The 18,916-nt window shown below is 69.1% G+C and carries 14 protein-coding genes; 10 read left to right on the top strand and 4 right to left on the bottom strand.

Annotated elements, in window-relative coordinates; translation table 11 throughout:
* Positions 1-130 precede the first annotated feature (130 nt).
* On the top strand, positions 131-2,896 hold the full coding sequence (gene mgtA, locus V7Z98_RS16230) for a magnesium-translocating P-type ATPase (protein ID WP_334159108.1): 2,766 nt from the start codon (positions 131-133) through the stop codon (positions 2,894-2,896).
* A 215-nt stretch (positions 2,897-3,111) separates the two neighbouring features.
* Here the strand turns inward: mgtA and V7Z98_RS16225 are convergent, their stop codons facing one another.
* Genes V7Z98_RS16225 through V7Z98_RS16215 form a run of 3 tightly spaced genes read right to left on the bottom strand, consistent with a single transcriptional unit; the run spans position 3,112 to position 8,710 of the window.
* Positions 3,112-6,186: an efflux RND transporter permease subunit gene (locus V7Z98_RS16225; protein WP_334159107.1), complete on the bottom strand. Its 3,075-nt coding sequence runs from the start codon at positions 6,184-6,186 to the stop codon at positions 3,112-3,114.
* A 22-nt stretch (positions 6,187-6,208) separates the two neighbouring features.
* Positions 6,209-7,363, bottom strand: coding sequence for an efflux RND transporter periplasmic adaptor subunit (locus V7Z98_RS16220; RefSeq protein ID WP_334159106.1), 1,155 nt, complete (start codon positions 7,361-7,363; stop codon positions 6,209-6,211).
* Between the two features lie 24 nt (positions 7,364-7,387).
* Positions 7,388-8,710 carry a TolC family protein gene (locus V7Z98_RS16215; RefSeq protein ID WP_334159105.1) on the bottom strand — a complete coding sequence of 441 codons (1,323 nt, stop codon included), beginning with the start codon at positions 8,708-8,710 and terminating at the stop codon, positions 7,388-7,390.
* 199 nt (positions 8,711-8,909) lie between these two features.
* Between V7Z98_RS16215 and V7Z98_RS16210 the strand changes: the two genes are divergently transcribed.
* The 9 genes from V7Z98_RS16210 to V7Z98_RS16170 all read left to right on the top strand — a co-directional run bounded on the left by V7Z98_RS16210 (position 8,910) and on the right by V7Z98_RS16170 (position 17,946).
* A complete protein-coding gene (locus tag V7Z98_RS16210; protein ID WP_293265617.1) occupies positions 8,910-9,584 on the top strand; it encodes a response regulator in 675 nt (224 codons plus the stop codon).
* Between the two features lie 4 nt (positions 9,585-9,588).
* Positions 9,589-10,986 carry a sensor histidine kinase gene (locus tag V7Z98_RS16205; RefSeq protein ID WP_293265615.1) on the top strand — a complete coding sequence of 466 codons (1,398 nt, stop codon included), beginning with the start codon at positions 9,589-9,591 and terminating at the stop codon, positions 10,984-10,986.
* Positions 10,987-11,162: 176 nt separating this feature from the next.
* The gene (locus V7Z98_RS16200; RefSeq protein WP_334159104.1) at positions 11,163-12,170 is read left to right on the top strand and encodes an MBL fold metallo-hydrolase; all 1,008 of its coding nucleotides are present in this window, start codon (positions 11,163-11,165) and stop codon (positions 12,168-12,170) included.
* Positions 12,171-12,456: 286 nt separating this feature from the next.
* The gene (locus V7Z98_RS16195) at positions 12,457-13,611 is read left to right on the top strand and encodes an acyl-CoA dehydrogenase family protein (RefSeq protein ID WP_334159102.1); all 1,155 of its coding nucleotides are present in this window, start codon (positions 12,457-12,459) and stop codon (positions 13,609-13,611) included.
* Positions 13,612-13,620: 9 nt separating this feature from the next.
* The gene (locus tag V7Z98_RS16190) at positions 13,621-14,475 is read left to right on the top strand and encodes a phosphate/phosphite/phosphonate ABC transporter substrate-binding protein (protein ID WP_334159101.1); all 855 of its coding nucleotides are present in this window, start codon (positions 13,621-13,623) and stop codon (positions 14,473-14,475) included.
* Positions 14,453-15,658, top strand: coding sequence for a ferritin-like domain-containing protein (locus tag V7Z98_RS16185; RefSeq protein WP_334159099.1), 1,206 nt, complete (start codon positions 14,453-14,455; stop codon positions 15,656-15,658). The genes V7Z98_RS16190 and V7Z98_RS16185 overlap by 23 nt, the downstream gene beginning before the upstream one ends.
* Positions 15,659-15,901: 243 nt before the next feature.
* Positions 15,902-16,579: a hypothetical protein gene (locus tag V7Z98_RS16180; protein ID WP_334159098.1), complete on the top strand. Its 678-nt coding sequence runs from the start codon at positions 15,902-15,904 to the stop codon at positions 16,577-16,579.
* Between the two features lie 50 nt (positions 16,580-16,629).
* Entirely contained in the window at positions 16,630-17,634 is a 1,005-nt protein-coding gene (locus V7Z98_RS16175; protein WP_334159097.1) for a helix-turn-helix domain-containing protein, read from the top strand.
* Between the two features lie 9 nt (positions 17,635-17,643).
* Positions 17,644-17,946 carry a putative quinol monooxygenase gene (locus V7Z98_RS16170; protein WP_334159096.1) on the top strand — a complete coding sequence of 101 codons (303 nt, stop codon included), beginning with the start codon at positions 17,644-17,646 and terminating at the stop codon, positions 17,944-17,946.
* Between the two features lie 97 nt (positions 17,947-18,043).
* Here the strand turns inward: V7Z98_RS16170 and V7Z98_RS16165 are convergent, their stop codons facing one another.
* Positions 18,044-18,877 (bottom strand): IclR family transcriptional regulator domain-containing protein, encoded by an 834-nt coding sequence (locus V7Z98_RS16165; RefSeq protein WP_334159095.1) that lies wholly within the window; start codon positions 18,875-18,877, stop codon positions 18,044-18,046.
* Positions 18,878-18,916 lie beyond the last annotated feature (39 nt).

Here is an 18,916-nt window from a genome sequence, read left to right as displayed (position 1 = left end):
CCGGCCAACCGTACGTTCCATCCGCACCGGATTCACCCGTTTCCGCGTTATGCCCGACAATCCATCGTCATCCATGCCCCCGGCGTAGCGCATCCCGCCGGCGCCGGGGGCTGGCCCAGGAGATCCCCCGATGAATCTCTCCATCGTCAAAGAATTCTTCGCCGGCTTCGTGCGCACCCGCGCCATCACCCGCCACTTCCGCCGCCAGGCGCTACTGGAGGGTCTCGCCGGCACCGGCATCAGCCGGGAAATGCCCCCGTCCCTGGCCCAGGACCTGGTGGCCGCCGCCCGCAAGGCGGTGCCCGAGTTGCTGGCCCAGCTCGATTCCCACACCGACGGCCTGACCGAGAGCCAGGCCGAAGCGATCCGCGAGCGGGTCGGCCCCAACGAGGTCGAGCACGAAAAGCCCCTGCCCTGGTGGCACCACCTGTGGCACTGCTACAAGAACCCCTTCAACCTGCTGCTCACCCTGCTGGCCGGCATTTCCTATGTCACCGAGGACATGAAGGCGGCGGTGGTGATCGCCGCCATGGTGGCCCTCTCCACCCTCATCCGCTTCTGGCAGGAAGGCAAGTCCAACCGGGCCGCCGACAAGCTCAAGGAGATGGTGAGCAACACGGCCACGGTGATTCGCCGCGACATCAGCGAGGAGGCCGCTCCCCTCTTCCGCCGCTACTACGGGGTGGAAATCCACACCCGCCCGGCCTGGCGCCGGGAGATTCCCCTGAGCGAGCTGGTGCCCGGCGACCTGGTGCTGCTCTCGGCCGGCGACATGATCCCCGCCGACCTGCGCATTCTCACCGCCAAGGACCTGTTCGTCAGCCAGTCGGCCATGACCGGCGAATCCCTGCCGGTGGAAAAGTTCGCTCAGCTGCGCGATGAAAGCCAGGCCAACCCCCTGGAGCTGGACAACATCCTGTTCATGGGCACCAACGTGGTGAGCGGGGTGGCCACCGCCGTGGTGGTGTCCACCGGCGGCAAGACCTACTTCGGCGCCCTGGCCCAGCGGGTCACCGGCGGCGACCGGGTGACCACCGCCTTCCAGGCCGGGGTCAACAAGGTGAGCTGGCTGCTGATCCGCTTCATGTTCGTGATGGCGCCCCTGGTGCTGTTCATCAACGGCCTGACCAAGGGCGACTGGCTGGAAGCCTTCCTCTTCGCCCTGTCCATCGCCGTGGGGCTGACCCCGGAAATGCTGCCGATGATCGTCACCTCGACCCTGGCCAAGGGGGCGGTGGTGCTGTCGCGCAAGAAGGTGATCGTCAAGCGCCTCGACGCCATCCAGAACTTCGGCGCCATGGACGTGCTGTGCACCGACAAGACCGGCACCCTGACCCAGGACAAGATCTTCCTCGAACGCCACACCGACGTCTTCGGCGAGCCCTCCGACGACGTGCTGGAGCTGGCCTACCTGAATAGCTACTACCAGACCGGCCTGAAGAACCTGCTCGACGTGGCGGTACTGGAGCACGCCGAGGTGCACCGGAACCTGCAGGTGGCCACCGCCTTCCGCAAGGTGGACGAGATTCCCTTCGATTTCACCCGGCGGCGCATGTCGGTGGTGGTGGCCGAACAGGAGCAGCACCACCTGCTGATCTGCAAGGGTGCCGTGGAGGAAATCCTTTCGGTGTGCAGCCACGTGCGCCAGGGCGAGACCGAGGCGCCCTTGGGGGACGCCCTGCTGGCCGAAATCCGCGACGTGACCGCAGCCCTCAACCGGGAAGGCCTGCGCGTGGTGGCGGTGGCCTGCCGCGAGCTGCCGCCGACCCAGGACACCTACGGCGTGGCCGACGAGAAGGAACTGACCCTGGTGGGCTACGTGGCCTTCCTGGACCCCCCCAAGGAAACCTCGGCCCCGGCCATCCAGGCCCTCAACGACCACGGCGTGGCGGTGAAGATCCTCACCGGCGACAACGAGCTGGTCACCACCAAGATCTGCCGCGAGGTGGGCCTGGACATGAGCGGCGTGGTGCTGGGCACCCAGATCGAGACCATGAGCGACGCTACCCTGGCCGAGACGGTGGAGCGCAACAATGTCTTCGCCAAGCTGACCCCGGCCCACAAGGACCGCATCGTCCGTCAGCTCAAGGCCAACGGCCACGTGGTGGGCTTCATGGGCGACGGCATCAACGACGCGGCGGCGCTGCGCTCCGCCGACATCGGCATCTCGGTGGACACGGCGGTGGACATCGCCAAGGAAGCCGCCGACATCATCCTGCTGGAAAAGAGCCTGATGGTGCTCGAAGAGGGGGTGCAGGAAGGGCGGCGCACCTTCGCCAACATGCTCAAGTACATCAAGATGACCGCCAGCTCCAACTTCGGCAACGTCTTCTCGGTGCTGGTGGCGAGCGCCTTCCTGCCCTTTTTGCCCATGCTGCCGATGCAGCTGCTGGTGCAGAACCTGCTCTACGACATCTCCCAGATCGCCATCCCCTTCGACAACGTGGACGACGACATGCTGCGCTCGCCCCAGCGCTGGCAGGCCGGGGACCTGGGCCGCTTCATGCTGTTCTTCGGCCCGATCAGCTCGATCTTCGACATCACCACCTTCGCCGTCATGTGGTACGTCTTCAAGGCCGACACGGTGGCCGCCCAGAGCCTGTTCCAGTCCGGCTGGTTCGTAGTCGGCCTGCTCACCCAGACCCTGATCGTGCACATGATCCGCACCCCGCGCATCCCCTTCCTGCAAAGCCGCGCCTCCTGGCCCCTGATGAGCGCCACGATCCTCATCATGGCCGTCGGCCTGTTCATTCCGATGGGGCCCCTGGCCGACTACTTCAAGTTCCAGCCCCTGCCCGCCGGCTACTTCCCCTTCCTGCTGGCGATCCTGCTCGGCTACATGGTGCTGACCCAGGCCATGAAGGGCTTCTACACCCGCCGCTACGGCTGGCAGTGACCTGGTAGGCGATCCCACGGCGGCCCGCCCCCTCCACCGCCCCACCCCCGACGCCCTCCCCTGCCCGAGGGCGTCGGCCTTTGCAGAGCCCCGCAACGCTCCCGCCCCAACCTTCCAGTCTCCCGGCCACGACGAAACGGAAGCTGCAAACGAAACGCCCTCCGAAGAGGGCGTTTCGTTTGCTCGGACAGAGTCCGGGCCGCAGCCCGCCGGGATCAATCCCGGGGTTTGGCACGCCGTTCGTGGGTGCGGTAGAACACCACCGGCAGCACCAGCAGGGTGAGCAGGGTGGTGGTGATCATGCCGCCGACGATGACCAGGGCCAGGGGCCGCTGGGCCTGGGAGCCGATGGCGTGGGACAGGGCCGCCGGCAGCAAGCCCAGGCCCGCCAGCAGCGCCGTCATCAGCACCGGCCGCAGCCGCAGGGAGGCGCCCTGGATCACCGCGTCGCGCAGGGTGCCGGCCTTCTCATCGTAGAGCTTCTTGACGTAGGAGATGAGGATCACCCCGTCCTGGATGGCGATACCGAACAGGGACAGGAAGCCGATGCCGGCCGAGATCGACAGGTCCTCCCCGGCCAGATGCAGGGCGGCGATGCCGCCGATGGCCGCGAACGGCACGTTGAGCAGCACCAGGCCGGCGTCCCGGGCATTGCCGAAGGTGGTGTAGAGCAGCAGGAAGATGGTCAGCAGGGTGAGCGGGATGATCACCGCCAGCTTCTGCTGGGCTTCCTTCATCTGGTTGAACTGGCCGTCCCATTTGACCCGGTAGCCCCGGGGCAGCTCGACCTCGGCGTTCACCCGCTGCTGGGCCTCCGCCACCGCCGAGCCCAGGTCGCGCTCGCGCACGCCGAACTTGATGGCGATGTAGCGTAGGGCGCCTTCACGGTAGATGAAGAAGGGGCCGTCGGCGATCTCCACCTTGGCCACCATGGACAGGGGAATGCGCTGGCTGTCCGGGGTATCCACCAGCATGTTGCCGATCTTGTCCACCGTGTTCCGGTTCACTTCGGGGAAGCGCACCGCCAGGTCGAAGCTGCGCTCACCTTCCAGGATGGAGGTGGCGGGCGCCCCGCCGATGGCGTTAGTCACCAGGGCCTCGATGTCGGCCACGTTGAGGCCGAAGCGGGCTGCCGCCGCCCGGTCCACCGCCACGTTCAGGGTGGGCTGGCCCAGCTCGCGGAAGATGCCCACGTCGGCCACGCCCTGGATGCTGCGCAGGATGCCCTGGACCTGGATGGCCTTCTGCTCCAGTTGCACCAGGTCGTCGCCGAAGATCTTCACCGAGTTCTCGCCCTTCACCCCGGAAATGGCCTCGGCCACGTTGTCCTGGATGTACTGGGAGAAGTTGTACTCGATGCCCGGGATGCGCTTCAGCTCGCTTTCGAGGCGCTTGATGATGTCCTCCCGGGTTTCGCCGGCGGGCCAGGTGTCCGGATGCTTGAAGAAGGTGGCGAACTCCAAGTTGAACACGCCGGTGGAATCGGTGCCGTCGTCGGGCCGGCCGATCTGCACGGTGACGTTCTGCACCTCGGGCTGCTGGTAGATGAACGAACGGATGTTCTTGGCCACCTGGGACGAGTAGCTCAGGTCCACCGTGTTGGGCAGGGTCACCCGGATCCACAGGTTGTTCTCTTCCAGGGTCGGCAGGAAGCTGGTACCCAGCTTGATGGCGCTCAGCACCGCCAGGGCGAAGGCCACCAGGGCCACCGACAGGACGGTCTTGGGCCGGTCGAGCAGCTTCACCAGGAGCGGTTCGTAGACCTTGAGGATCCAGCCGACGAAGCGGGGGGCATGGGGCTTGACCCCGCCCTTGAACATGAACGAGCCGGCCGCCGGGATGAAGGTCAGGGACAGCACGATGGAGGCCATCAGCGCCAGGCCCATGGTCATGGCCATGGGATGGAAGATCTTGCCTTCCACCCCCCCCATGATGAACAGGGGCGAGTAGGCGGTGATGATGATGCCGGTGGAGAAGATCATGGCCCGCTGCACTTCGGCGGTGGCGGTGATGATCGCCGGCCACAGGTGGGTCTCGCCCTCCTCCAGCTTGCGCATGATGTTCTCGATCACGATCACCGCCGCATCCACGATCAGGCCGAAGTCGATGGCTCCCAGGGAGATCAGGTTGGCCGGCACCTTGAACAGGTGCATGCCGACGAAGGACACGCACAGGGCCAGGGGAATCACCGCCGCCACCAGAATCGCCGCGCGGAAGTTGCCGAGGAAGGTGTACAGCACCACCAGCACCAGGGTGATGCCGAAGAACAGGGCGTGCTTGACCGTGTGGGTGGTCAGGTCGAGCAGGTTCTGCCGGTCGTAGAACGGCACCATCTTCATGCCTTCGGGCAACTGGCCGCTCTGGTTGATCTCGCTGATGCGGGTGCGCACCTTGTCGAGCATCTCGGTGGCATTGCCGCCGCGGCGCATCAGGACGATGCCTTCCACCGTCTCGTCCCGGTCGTTGTACTGCACCTGGCCGAGTCGGGGCGCGTAGCCCAGGGTGACGTTGGAGACGTCGCCAACCCGCACCGGCACCCCCTGGTTCACCGCTACCACGATGTTGCGGATGTCCTCCAGGGAACGGATCAGGCCGACGCCGCGCACCACGTAGCGCTGCTCGCCGGCGGCCAGGGTGTCGCCGCCCACGTTGGCGTTGGCGTTGGTCAGGGCGGTCACCAGCTGGGGCAGGGACACATCGTAGGCCAGCAGCTTGGCCGGAATCGGCTGGACCTGGTACTGCTTGACCATGCCGCCGAAGCCGGTGATGTCGGCCACGCCGGGCACGGTCTTGAGCAGCTTGTAGATTTCCCAGTCCTGGTAGGCCTTGATGGTGATCAGGTCGTGCCGGTCGCTCTCCACCCGGTAGCGCATCACCTCGCCCAGGGCGTCGGCGTCCGGGCTCAGGGACGGCTGCACGTTCTGCGGCAGGTTGGCGTTGGTCAGGTAGAGCTGGACGTCGTGGCGCGCCTTGAAGGCGTCGGCCCCCTCGCGGAACTGCAAGGTCACCACCGACAGGCCGAACAGGGATACGGAGCGGAACGACTTGACCTCCGGCACCCCGGCCAGGGCCGTTTCGATGGGGATGGTCAGCTGGCGCTCCACCTCCAGGGTGCTGCGCCCGGCCCACTGGGAAATGATCTGGACGTTGAGGGGCGAGATGTTCGGGTAGGGTTCGATCGGCAGCTGCTTGAACGAGAAGGCGCCCAGCAGCAATAGGCCCAGGGACAGGGCGAGGATGATCGCACGGCGCTTGAGGACGCCGTGGATGAAGGAGCTGGCAGAACTCATCGGACGGGTTCCGTTGCGGCGCTCACTGGCGCGCCATGATTTCGTTGATCAGGGTCGCCCCTTCCACCACCACCTGCTCGTCGCCCTTGAGGCCGCTGGCGACGGCCATGCGGCCGTCCGGCAAGGGCGAGGCGGTCACCGCCACGCGGCGGAAGCGTCCCTGGGTTTCCTCGACGAACACGTAGGACGCCTGGCGGGCGGTCACCACCGCCGCCTTGGGCACCACCACCACGTCCTTCTCGCCGGTCACCAGGGTGGCCGAGACGAACAGCTCGGGCCGCAGGGCGCCGTCCCCGTTGGGCACGGTGCAGCGGATCGGCAGGGTATGGGTCACCGGGTCCAGGTTGGTGCCGATGAAGTTGACCGTGCCGCGGAAGGTGCGGCCCGGCAGCGCCGGCGCCTGCAATTCCAGGGTCTGGCCGATCTTGATGCGGGCGTAGTCCTGCTCGTAGATGTTGCCGACGAACCAGACGTGGCTGGTGTCGGAAACGGTCATGAAGTTGTCGCCCACGTTGAGGAAGGCGCCCGGGTCCATGTTGCGCTTGGTCACGGTACCGGCGATCGGCGCCCGCAGGGTCAGGTAGTTGCTCACCACCCCGGTCTTGGCCACCTGGGCGATGTCGCCGTCGGAAGCCCCCAGCACCTTCATGCGGTTGCGTGCCGACTGCTCGGTGGCCTTGGCGTCTTCCAGCAGGTCGGGCTGGCCGGCGGAGGCCAGGGTGCGCAGGGTGTTGCGGGCGAGCAGCAGCTCGTTCTGGGCCGAAATCCAGTCCGGGCTGTACAGCTCGGCCAGGGGCTGGCCGGCCCCCACCTTGGCGCCTTCGAACACCAGGATGCGATCGAGCCGGCCCGCCACGCGGGACGACACCAGGTGCAGGTGCTCGGCGTCGAAGGCCAGCTTACCGGAGATGGGGGTGCCGTCCGGCACCCGGGCCTTCGTCGCGGCGGCCACCTTGACGAAGGCCGGGTCGAAGCCGCCCTTGGGCGCTTCGACGATGTCGCGGGATGCAGCGGGGCGGGCGCCGGCCGGATTGGCGGCCTTCGCGGTGTTGGCGGCGGCAGCCGGGGCGCCGGCGGCAGGAGCGGCGGGGGCCTCGTCGCGCTGGGCCAGCATCCAGCCGGCGGCGGAGCCGACGCCGAGGAATACGAGGGGAACCAGGATCTGAGCGGGTTTCACGGGATTCGTCCTAATCAGGTTTTTTTAGTGCGAGACAAGCTCGAAACTGTCGGCTTCGGCGCCCACGGCCGCTACCAGGCTGGCCCAGGATTGCACGGCGGTGCTCTCGGCCTGGAGCAGGCCGAGTTCGGCGCTGCGCAGGTTCACCTGGGCGAGCAGCAGGTCGGAAAAGGCCTGGCCGTTATTGGCGTAGTTCTGGATGGCCAGCCGCCAGGCCGCCTGGGCCTGGGGCAGTTGGCGGTCGCGCAGGAACGCCACCTGCTGGCGCGCCTGCTCCAGGGTGTTGTAGGCCGAAGCCACGCCGAGCAGGATCTGCTGGCGGTTGGCGGTGTCGTTGGCGCGGGAGGCGATCAGGTTGGCCCGGGCCTGGTCCACCCCGGCCTTTTCCTTCTGGAAGAACCAGGTGGGCAGGATCACGTCGAATTCCATGCCGTAGGTATCGGTGGAAGCCCCCCAGGGCGGCTTGTTGCTGATCGCCGTGGCAATGATCTGGAAGTCGGGCAGGTAGGCCTTCTTGGCGTATTCCACGCCCTTCTCCGCCGCCTTGATCTGTAGTTCGGAACCGCGCAATTGGGGATTGAGGCGCAAGGCCAGGTCGTTGAACTCACCCAGGGTCCGGATGCTGGAAGCCAGGGCGGGAATCTCGCCGCGCACTTCCAGGGGCGTGGCCGGGTCGCGGCCCACCAGGGCGTTGAGGGTCTGGCGGGTGGTCTCGATCTGGCGGCGCAGGGCGAACAGGTCGTTCTCGGCGCTGCTCTGGGCCACCTGGGCGTTCAAATAATCGACGTAGGCTGCGGCGTTGTTGGCGTAGCGGATCTTGCTGATCTTCTTGATCTGCTCCAGGCGCTGGATGTTCTCGGCGTTGATGCGTTCCTGGTGGCGCAGGGCGAGCAATTGATAGAAGGTGGCGCGCAGCTGGCCGATCAGCTGGACGCGCAGGGTATCCACCTGGGTGCCGGCGATGTCCGCCTGGTCCTGGGCGATGTCGGCGGCCAGACGCTTCTTGCCCGGAAACTGGAAGGGCTGGGTCAGGGTGTAGCTGAAGCCTTCCGAGGCACCGAAGCGGAACGGGCTGGAGGGAATGGGGTTCTGGATGAAGCCGACCTGCGGGTTGGCGCTGGCCAGGGCCTGGGGCACGGCGGCCTGGGCGGCCACCTGGAGCTGGCGCAGTTGCTCGATCTGGGGGTTCTGCTGGCGCAGGACGTCGATCAGGTCGTCCAGGGTGACCGGGGCGGGGGCGGCCGCCAGGGCCGGGCCCGCCGCCAGGGCAAGCAGGGCGAAGCGCCGCGAGAAGCGCCCCGCCGCAGCCAGGGCGGGAGAAGCGAACAGGGATGCGAGGGAGGGCATGGCGACCTCGAAACGGAAACGACCTGCATTCTAGGTAGGGGAACCTTGCGGAAACCTGTCGCCTGGCCAAAAACGCACCACGATGGTGCTGTTTTTCCATAATTGCGCGGCAAACGTCGGCGAAACGTCAGTCAATCGTCAGGTTAATGGAAAATGGCGTGGTCTAATGTCCCCCCGCCAACAAGAAGGAAATCGAGCGATGCGCGTTCTGGTGGTGGAAGACGACCCCCTGGTGGCCGAGGGCATCCGGCAGGGCCTGTCCCACATCAACATGACGGTGGATCACGTGACGACGGGCGAACAGGCCGAGCTGTCCCTGGCCGAGGAAGCCTTCGACCTGGCCATCGTGGACCTGGGCCTGCCGCGCATGGATGGCCTGACCCTGATCCGCCGCCTGCGCCAGCGCGGCCTCGGCCTGCCCCTGCTGATCCTCACCGCCCGGGATACCCTGACCGACTGCGTGGACGGCCTGGACGTGGGCGCCGACGACTACATGACCAAGCCCTTCCGCCTGCCCGAGCTGATCGCCCGGGTGCGCGCCCTGGTGCGGCGCAGCCATTCCCTGTCCAGCGCCGTGCTCGCCTGGGGCGGGCTCCAGCTCGACACGGCGCGGCACACCGCCCTGCTCCTGGGTGCCCCCCTGGACCTGCCCGGGCGCGAATGGTCGATCCTCGAAGCCTTGCTGCTGCAAGCCCCCAACGTGGTCAGCAAGGACCGGCTGATCCAGTCCATCGGTGGCTGGGAGGGGGACCTGACGCCCAACGCCATCGAGGTCTACATCTCCCGGCTGCGCACCAAGCTCGCCCCGGGCAACCTCCAGATCCGCACCGTACGCGGCATCGGCTACCGCCTCGACGAACCCGCCCTCGGCTGACCGGATGAAGCTCTTTTTCGATCCCTCCCACGGCATCCGGCAACGCCTGCTGCTCTGGCTGATGCCGCCCCTCACCGCCATCTTCCTGGTCAGCGTCGCCAGCGACTACCGCTTCATCCTCTCCCCCGCCACCGACGCCTACGACCAGGCCCTGCTCGACGCGGCCCTGGCGGTGTCCGGCCACCTGCGACTGGAGGAAGGGCGCTTCAGCCTGCAACTTTCGCCCCAGGCCGACTCGATCATCCGCACCGACGGCTTCGACCAGATCTATTATGCCGTCCACACCAAGGACGGCGGGCTGATCGCCGGCGACCCCAACCTGGAGCCGGTAGAGCCGGACCACCAGGGCCCCCTCTTCTACGACGGCGTGGTGCACGGCGAGCCGATCCGGGGGGTGGTGTACGTGGCGCCTTCCGCCGCCGGCGACGTCACCGTGCAGGTGGCCGAGACCACCAAGAAGCGGGAACGGCTGCGCCGCCGGGTGCTCACCGCCCTGATCGGACCGGCGGTGCTGCTCAGCCTGGCCATCGTCACCCTGGTGCTGCTGGCGGTGCGGGCCGGCCTGGGCCCCCTCACCCGCCTGCGCGAAGAGGTGGAACAGCGCAGCCCCCAAGACCTGCGGCCCATCGACCTGGCCAACGTGCCCGGCGAAGTGCGCCCCCTGGTGGAAGCCCTGAACCGGCTGTTCTCGGTGTTGAGCGAATCCTCGGCGGCCCAGCAGCGCTTTCTCGCCGATGCCGCCCACCAGTTGCGCACCCCCCTGTCCGCCCTGCAAACCCAACTCGAACTGGCCATCCTGGACCAGGACGACGCCCAGCGCCGCGCCCGCCTGCAACAGATCGAGGAAGCCACCCGCCGCGTCACCCACCTGGTCCACCAGCTCCTCGCCCTGGCCCGCTCCGAGCCCGCCGCCGCCGGCGCCGTGTCCCTGCAACGGGTGGACCTGTCCCAGATCGCCGAGCAGATCGCCTCGTCCCACCTGGACCGGGCCATCACCCGCAACATCGACCTGGGCTTCGAGCTGAAGCCGGTCCAGGTGGACGGCGTTTCCTGGCTGCTGCACGAGGCCCTGGCCAACCTGGTGGACAACGCCATCGCCTACGCCGAGCCCGGCGGGTGGGTCACGGTGCGCTGCGGCCTGTACCGGGGCGCCCCCTTCCTCGAAGTGGAGGACAACGGCCCGGGCATTCCCCCCGAGGAGCGCGACAAGGTGCTGCAACGCTTCTACCGGCTGGCCGGCAGCCCCAGCGGCGGCTGCGGCCTGGGCCTGGCCATCGTCGCCGAGATCGCCCGCCTGCATAACGCCACGGTGCACGTCGAAGCCGGCAGCAAGGGCCAGGGCACCCGCATCGCCCTGCGCTTCCGCGCCGCCGCTGCCGTTGCAGCCGCGGCGGCGGCCTGATCCGGATTGATCGAGGCCGACTCAGGTAGGGCCCGCCGGTTTCAGCCCGGTCCGGCTCTGCATCCGGTTTTACGTCAGCCTCCGGTCCGAAATCCCACCGGAATGTGCCACACTATGGCCCTACGCCGCGCCCGGCGCGGCCCTCCCCGTGCAACGACCCAACGCGAGGCCAGTCCATGACCCCACGCCACTCCGCTCTCCTCCCCCGTCTCGCCCGCACCCGGCGTCTGCTGCGCGGCGCCGCCCTGTGCCTGGCCGCCGCCATCGCCGCTCCCTTGGCCGTTCCTGCCCATGCCGAGGCGCCCCAGGTGAAGACCCAGGTCCCCGGTTTCTACCGCTACCAGCACGGTGCCTTCGAAGTCACCGCCCTCTACGACGGCTTCATCGACCTGGACCCGGCCCTGCTCAAGAACACCAGCCAGGCCGAGATCCAGCGCCTGCTGGCCCGGGAATTCCTCGCCGCGCCGAAGATGCAGACCGCGGTGAACGCCTACCTGGTCAACACCGGCAGCAAGCTGGTGCTGGTGGATGCCGGCGCCGCCAAACTGTTCGGCCCGACCCTGGGCTTCATCGTGGACAACCTGCGGGCCGCCGGTTACACCCCGGCCCAGGTGGACGTGGTGCTGCTCACCCACCTGCACGGCGACCACGCCAACGGCCTGGTCGGCCCCGACGGCAAGGCCGTGTTCCCCAACGCCGAGGTGCGCCTGGCCCAGGAGGAAAGCGACTTCTGGCTGAGCCAGGCCAACGCCGACAAGGCGCCGGAGGACTTCAAGCCCTTCTTCAAGATGGCCCGGGACGCCGCTGCCCCCTACCAGGCCGCCGGCAAGTGGAAGCCCTTCGCCGGCGAAACCGAGCTGCTGCCCGGCGTGCGCGCCGTGGCCGCCCGGGGCCACACCCCGGGCCACGGCGGCTACCTGTTCACCTCCAACGGCGAAAAGCTGCTGATCTGGGGCGACTTGGTGCACAACGCCGCGGTGCAGTTCGCCCGCCCGACGGTGGCCATCGAGTTCGATACCGACAAGACCCAGGCAGTGCGCACCCGGCAGAAGATCTTCGCCTACGCCGCCAAGGAAAAGCTGCTGGTGGCCGGCATGCACCTGCCCTTCCCCGGCATCGGCCACGTCCGCCAGGACGGCAAGCGCTACAGCTGGGTGCCGGTGGAATTCGGCCCGCTGCGCTGACTTCCAGTCCCGGTCCCCTCTCCGCTTCGACACGCCCCGCCCTGTGCGGGGCGTGTCCGTTTTTGCGCCTCGGCCGCGCTCGATGCAGGGGCTGCATCCCGCGGCGCGGACGCACGAAACCCGCTCGGGATAGCGCCCGTTGCGGCAAAATCCCCCCCTGGCCTGAATCCTTGAATCCCGTTCAGCAACGGCGGTCTGCGTACCGCCTGCCGATTTTGCCGTGGCCCCAGGCCGCGATTAAGCCCGGGCAACTCCGTGCCCGGGCGGCTATGTGAATGGAGACCCCATGACCCACGACAACCGTCCCGTGGCGGATGCGCTCGCCGCCAACCTGACCAAGATCGACGACGTGGTGGCCCGCGTCGTCGCCCCCGCCGCCGCCGACGTCGACGCCAACGGCACCTATCCCCGCGCCGCCCTCGACGCCCTGGGCCAGGCCGGCCTGCTCGGACTGATCAGCAGCCCCGAGGCGGGCGGCCTGGGCCTGGGCCACCGCGCCGCCGCCCTGGCGGTGGAAAAGGTGGCCCAGAGCTGTACCTCCACCGCCATGGTGCTGTGCATGCACTACTGCGCCACGGCGGTGATCGAGGCCCACGGCAGCCTGGAGGTGCGCCGCGCCGTCGCCGCCGGCCGCCACGTTTCCACCCTGGCCTTCTCCGAAACCGGCTCCCGCAGCCATTTCTGGGCCCCCGTCGGCACCGCCGCGGCCGCCGATGGCGCGATCCGCCTGGATGGCAAGAAGAGCATGATCACTTCCGCCGGCGAGGCCGATTCCTACGTCTGGTCGAGCCGCCCCGTGGCGGCCGAAGGCGCCAGCACCCTGTGGCTGGTGCCGGGCGACGCCCCGGGCCTGACCGTGGTCGGCAAGTTCGAAGGGCTGGGCCTGCGCGGCAACGCCTCATCCCCGATCACCGCCGAAAATGTGCGACTCGGCGCCGACGCTCGCCTGGGCGCCGACGGTGGCGGCTTCGACATCATGATGGGCACCGTGGTCCCCTACTTCAACCTGATGACCGCCGCCGTCTCCCTGGGCAACATGGAGGCGGCCCTGACCAAGGCCATCGCCCACGTCAGCGCCACCCGCTTCGAGCACCTGGGCCAATCCATCGCCGACCTGCCCACGGTGCGCGCCTACCTGGGCCGCGCCCGCATCAAGGTGGATCTGGTGCGCACCCTGCTCCTCGACACCCTGGACGCCGTCGAGCAAGGCCGCCCCGACACCATGCTGCGTCTGCTCGAAGTGAAGGCCGCCGCCGCCGAGACCGGCACCGAGGTCACCGACCTGGCCATGCGCGTGTGCGGCGGTGCCGCCTTCCGCAAGGACCACGGCGTCGAACGCCACTTCCGCGACGCCCGGGCCGCCACCGTCATGGCCCCCACGGCGGACGTGCTCTACGACTTCATCGGCAAGGCCGTCTGCGGCATGCCGGTGTTCGGCTGAGGAGGCGCCATGACCCAACCCCTCGTAATGGGCGCCGTCGCCTACGCCCCCAAGGTCGTCACCATCTGGGAAGGCTTCAAGGCCTGGTTCCGGGACCAGGGCCTGGAGTTCGACTTCGTTCTCTATTCCAACTACGAGCGCCAGGTGGAAGCCCAGTTCGACGGCACCCTCCACCTCGCCTGGAACTCGCCCCTGGCCTGGGTGCGCGCCGAGCGCATGGCCCGGGCCCGGGGGCTGGAGGTCGCCGCCGTAGCCATGCGCGACACGGACCAGGACCTGTCCTCGGTGCTGGTGGTGCGCCAGGACGGCCCCGCCGACCGGACCGCCCTGGTCGGCAAGCGGGTGGGCTTCGGCGCCATCGACTCGCCCCAGGCCACCCTCATTCCCCTCGACCACCTGCGCCAGGCCGACCTCATCGCCGGCCGCGACTACACCGCCCGCCGCTTCGACGTGCTCGGCGGCAAGCACGGCGACCACATCGGCGGCGAGCGCGACGCCGCCCAGGCCCTGATGGCCGGCGAGATCGACGCGGCCTGGATGATCGACGGCAACTACCTGGCCTTCGCCAACGAGGGCGTGCTGCCCAGCGGCGCAACCCGCATCCTGGCCCGCACCGGCCTCTACGACCACTGCAACTTCACCGTCAGCCCCGGCGCCCCGGCCGAGCTGATCGGACGCTTCACCGAGTTGCTGCTGGGCATGTCCTGGGACGATCCGGCGGTGCGCCCCCTGCTCGAACTGGAAGGCCTGCGCGCCTGGCGCCCCGGCCGCACCAGCGGCTACGCGGCCCTGGAGCGGGCGGTGGACGACGAAGCCTTCTACGATGCCGAAGGAAAGATCCTTGCCGCCGACTATCGATATTGAGGCCCTCGGCTTCGACGCCGGTGCCCACCTGGTGGTGAAGCTGGCCCTGGGCCGGGTGCCCGTCGGCGAGGTGCTGGAAGTGCGCGGCCAGGGCGAGGGCTGGCAAGGCCCCCTGGCCGCCTGGTGCCGCAGCCAGGGGCACCCCGTGGCCTTCGAGGATGGCGGCGACGGCCGCCCCTGCGCCCGCATCACCCGGGGCGCGGTCCAGGCCGGCCGCTGGCGCGGCGCTGCGGCCACCGGGGCGATCGACCCCGGCGCGGACGGCGCCGTGCGGGCGGAGGTCGATACCCGCTGGGGCCTGGCCGCCCGGGGCGCCACCGTGGAGGCGGGCAGCCCCGCCTTCGCTTTCCGCCTCACCCGGCGCGAGGACGTCTGGGCCGACAGCGCCGCCACCCTCTACGCCGAGGCCGTGGCCGCCCAGTGGAACGCCGACACCGCCATCGACTGGCAGGCCCCTTGCGATCTGCCCGACGAGGTGGAGGACGCGGTAGTCCAGGTGATGACCTACATGGTGGAAAACGAGAACGCCGCCCTGGTGGTGCCGGCCCGCTTTCTCGGCCAGCTCCACCCCCACTTCCGCGAGGTGCAAGCGCTGCTGGCCATCCAGGTGGCCGACGAGGCCCGGCACATCGACGTGTTCACCCGCCGCATCGCCCTCAAGGGCCGCCAGCCCGGGCTGTCCACCGCCGGCGGGCAGGCGTCGCTGAAGACCCTGGTGGACGAGCCGGATTTTTCCACCGCCCAGTTCCTGCTAGCGGTGCTCGGCGAGGGTACTTTCGTCAGCCTGCTCAACTTCCTGCACCACCACGCCCCGGACTCGGTGACCCGGCAGATCGCCCGCCTGGCCGCCCGGGACGAGGCGCGGCACGTGGCCTTCGGCATGGCCCACCTGGGCCAGCACATCGCCCAGGAACCGGCCCTGCTGACCCGCCTGGGCAACGCCGTGGAAGCCCGCTACGAGCACCTGGCCGGCACCTCTGGCCTGAACGAGGAAGTGTTCGACGCCCTGATCCTGCTGGCCGCCGGCAGCAGCGCCCCGGCAGCCATCGCCGCCGGCTACGCCCGGGTCCAGGAGCTGTTGCAGGACATGGCCCGGGGCCGGGAAGCACGCCTGGCCAAGCTCGGCTTCCAGGGAGAATCGGCCCGGCGGCTGGCCTCCCTGCACACCCGCAACTTCATGTAGCACCGCGTCGGCGGCCTTCGCCCGGTTCTCCGGCGAAGGGCCGCCCGAGCAATGCGCTCGCCACCCGCACCGCCCTCCCCGCCACCCCTTCCAACCCCTTCCGGCCCGCATGGGGAACCACGCGCGCCACGCCACTGTCCTCAGTCGACAAGCCGTTCCCGGTCGCGGGACAAGCGGGTAGCGCTCCGGGGCGCTGCGTTACAATTCCGGCCCGCTTTCACCAGACCTTCCGGACTGCGCCCCATGACGTTCTGTCAAAAGATCATCGGCCTCCTGTTCATCGCCTTGTTCTCGTGCAACGGCGTCGTTGCCGCCGACGACGACTCGTCCGGACGCCCCGCTGCCTCTGAAACCAGGAAAGCGGCCAAGCCGAAGGAAGCCGCGAAAAAGAACGCCGCCACCGCCCAGGGCGACCGGAAGAACGCGGCCCCGGACAGCGCCAAGGCCGCCGGGGCAGAATCGAACGGCGCCTGGAGCCGCGCCAAGAAGGTCGGCCTGTGGGTCGCCGGCATCGCCGGAGTGATCCTGTTCTTCACCTCCCTGCAACACACCCTGGGCCTCAGCATCGCCCTGGGCCTGGCCGCCGGCATCGCCGGCTACGTGTTCGACAACACATTCGCCGCCTGGGGCCTTCTGGGCGCCATCGCCGGCTTCGCCATCGGCCTCGTCTGGTATTTCGTCGACCTGATCCGCGCCCGGACCCGGCGCACCCTGGTCATCGCCAGCGGCAACAACCCGGTCTATCTCGATGCACCCGCCATCAATCCCACCACCGGCCTGCCGATGACCGGCGGCCCGGGAGGCGTCGACGCCAGGGGCAATCCCTACGGTGCCCCCGGCATCAACCCGGCCTCGGGCCTGCCCATGGCCGGCGGCGTGGATGTGGGCGGCAACCCCTACGGTACGAACCACCATCCCTGATTACGGTATCCGTCCCACGGCTGCCGGCCCCTGCCCCCTCACTCTCGCCGATGCGCACCTTCCACCTGCGCCCTGCCCCGGAACTGCGGCCCTTCATCGACCGCTTCTGGGGCTGGCAATCGCCGGAGTTTCCCGCGTCGGCGCGGAATCCGGGCCAGGGGGCCATTCCCCTACCCCTGCTGCTGCCGGGCACCGGTGCCGAGGTCTATTTCCACCGGGAAGTGCCCTTCCATGCCCTGGCGTCCGTAGCGGCCAATGGAGAGGCCTGCAACGCCCCGGAGGAAATCCCGCCCCCGGCTCAGGCCCTACCCGACGCCCATCTGCTGGCCCTGCGCCGCCGCGTCCTGCACTTGCTGCCGGCGCCCCGGGTCGATTTCATCGCCGTGCGCTTTCGCGCCGGCATGATCCACCGCTTCACCCCCATCCCCGGCGCCGAACTGGCCGATGCGCCGCTGACGCCCCGGGACCTCTGGGGGCCGGCCGGCGCGACGCTGGCGGCGCGGCTCGCCGAGACTCCTTCCCTGCCCGCCCGGGCCGCCCTGCTGCACGCCTTCCTGCGCGCCCGGCTGCGCCCCGAGGCCCCCGACGCCCTGGCCGAAGCCGCCGTGGACCGGCTCTACCGCCAGTCTCCGGCCGGAGCGCCGTGGGGCTGTGATGCGGCGGAAAAAAACGGGAAGTCCGCGCTGGACGAGACCCCTGATCGGGATATGGCCGACGCCGGCATCGACCGCCTGGCCGCTGGCCTGGGCCTGGGGCGGCGCCAGCTGGAGCGGCGCGTCGGCGCCCTAACCGGCCTCGCACCGGTGGCCTGGAAGCGTCTGGTGCGGCTGCAAAAGACCGCCCGCCGCTTGGCCCTGGCACCCGACGCCTCCCTCACCGACACGGCCCTGGCCCTGGGCTACTACGACCAGGCCCACTGCATCCGCGACTTCCGCGCCCTGGCCGGCCTGACGCCGGGCCAGTACCGGGCGCTGCTGGCCGGGAGGACGCATTTTTACAATCCGCCCGGCTCGTCGGCGGGCATCCTGACAACTCATTCCCCCACCTCACGCTAAGGAGCCCCCATGCTGCTGCTCGCCGAACTGACCGCCCGCCCCGACAGCGACGCCGCCGTCGAAGCCATCCTGCGCGACCTGGTGCGCAGCACCGCCCAGGAACCGGGCAACCGGGCCTACGCGGTGCACCGCCGCCGCGACGTGCCCCACGGCTTCATCGTCTACGAGCTGTACCGGGACGACGCAGCCTGTTCCGCCCACCTGGCCTCGCCGCCGCTCCAGGCGGCCCTGGCCCGCTTCGAGACCCTGCTCGCCGTGCCCCCCAAGCTGATCCAGGGCGACCTGCTGGCGGCTAGCGGGCTGGCCGACTGAGCCGGCCGCGCCCGCTATCGGCGCCACCACAATGCAAAAGCGCCGGGGAAATCCCCGGCGCTTTTGCTTGGTGCGTCCCGTCAGGCCAGGGTGCTTGTCAGGCGAGCAAGAGGGCCAACTCGGCGGCCGCATCGCGCAGCACCGGCAGGATGTGCGCCTCCATTTCCACCACCGACACCCGGGCCGCCTGGAGGCCCACGTTGATGGCCGCCACCACCTTGCCGTCCGGCGCGGCGATCGGCACGGCGATGGAGCGCAGGCCGAGTTCCAGCTCCTGGTCGATGACGGCGTAGCCCTGGGCCCGCACCCGAGCCAGCTCGGCACGCAGGGCCTCCACGGTCATCAGGGTGTGGGCGGTGTACTGGATCAGCTTGGCCCGGCCCAGGCAGGCTTCGCGCTCGTCCTCGGGCAGGTGGGCGAGCAGTACCCGGCCCATGGAGGTATAGACCGCCGGCAGGCGGCTGCCGATGTCCAGGTCGATGGTCATGATCCGGGAGGTGGACGCCCGGGCGATGTAGAGAATCTCATCCCCGTCCAGGATGGCGATGGAGCTGGACTCATGCAGCCGGTTGCTGACGTCGCGCAGCACCGGCTGGGCCGCCTTGGCCAGGGGGGTAGAGGCCAGGTAGGCATGGCCCAGGGACAGGATGCGCGGGCGCAGGGCGAAGTTGCGCCCATCCTCGGCGCTGACGAAGCCGAGCTTGGCCAGGGTGTACAGGCAGCGGCGCACGGCAGCCCGAGGAATGCCGGTCTTCTGGCTGATCTGGGAAATGGACATCTGCCGCCGCTGCGGCGAGAAGGCCTCGATCACCGCCAGCCCCCGGGCCAGGGACGCCATGAAGTTGGGATCGCCGGCCTGGGCCGAGATGTCGTCGGCCGGCGTGGCGGCGGCGTCGGGCAGGTCGTCGGAGGCGGGGGGAGTGTTGTTCATGGGGCTCGGTTCCAGTGGCTCGCGCGGCCGCCCGGGTTT

Origin of the sequence: Oryzomicrobium sp., assembly GCF_036820405.1 — a bacterium.
Classification (GTDB): domain Bacteria; phylum Pseudomonadota; class Gammaproteobacteria; order Burkholderiales; family Rhodocyclaceae; genus Oryzomicrobium.
This window is presented reverse-complemented; position numbering and strand designations above follow the sequence as displayed.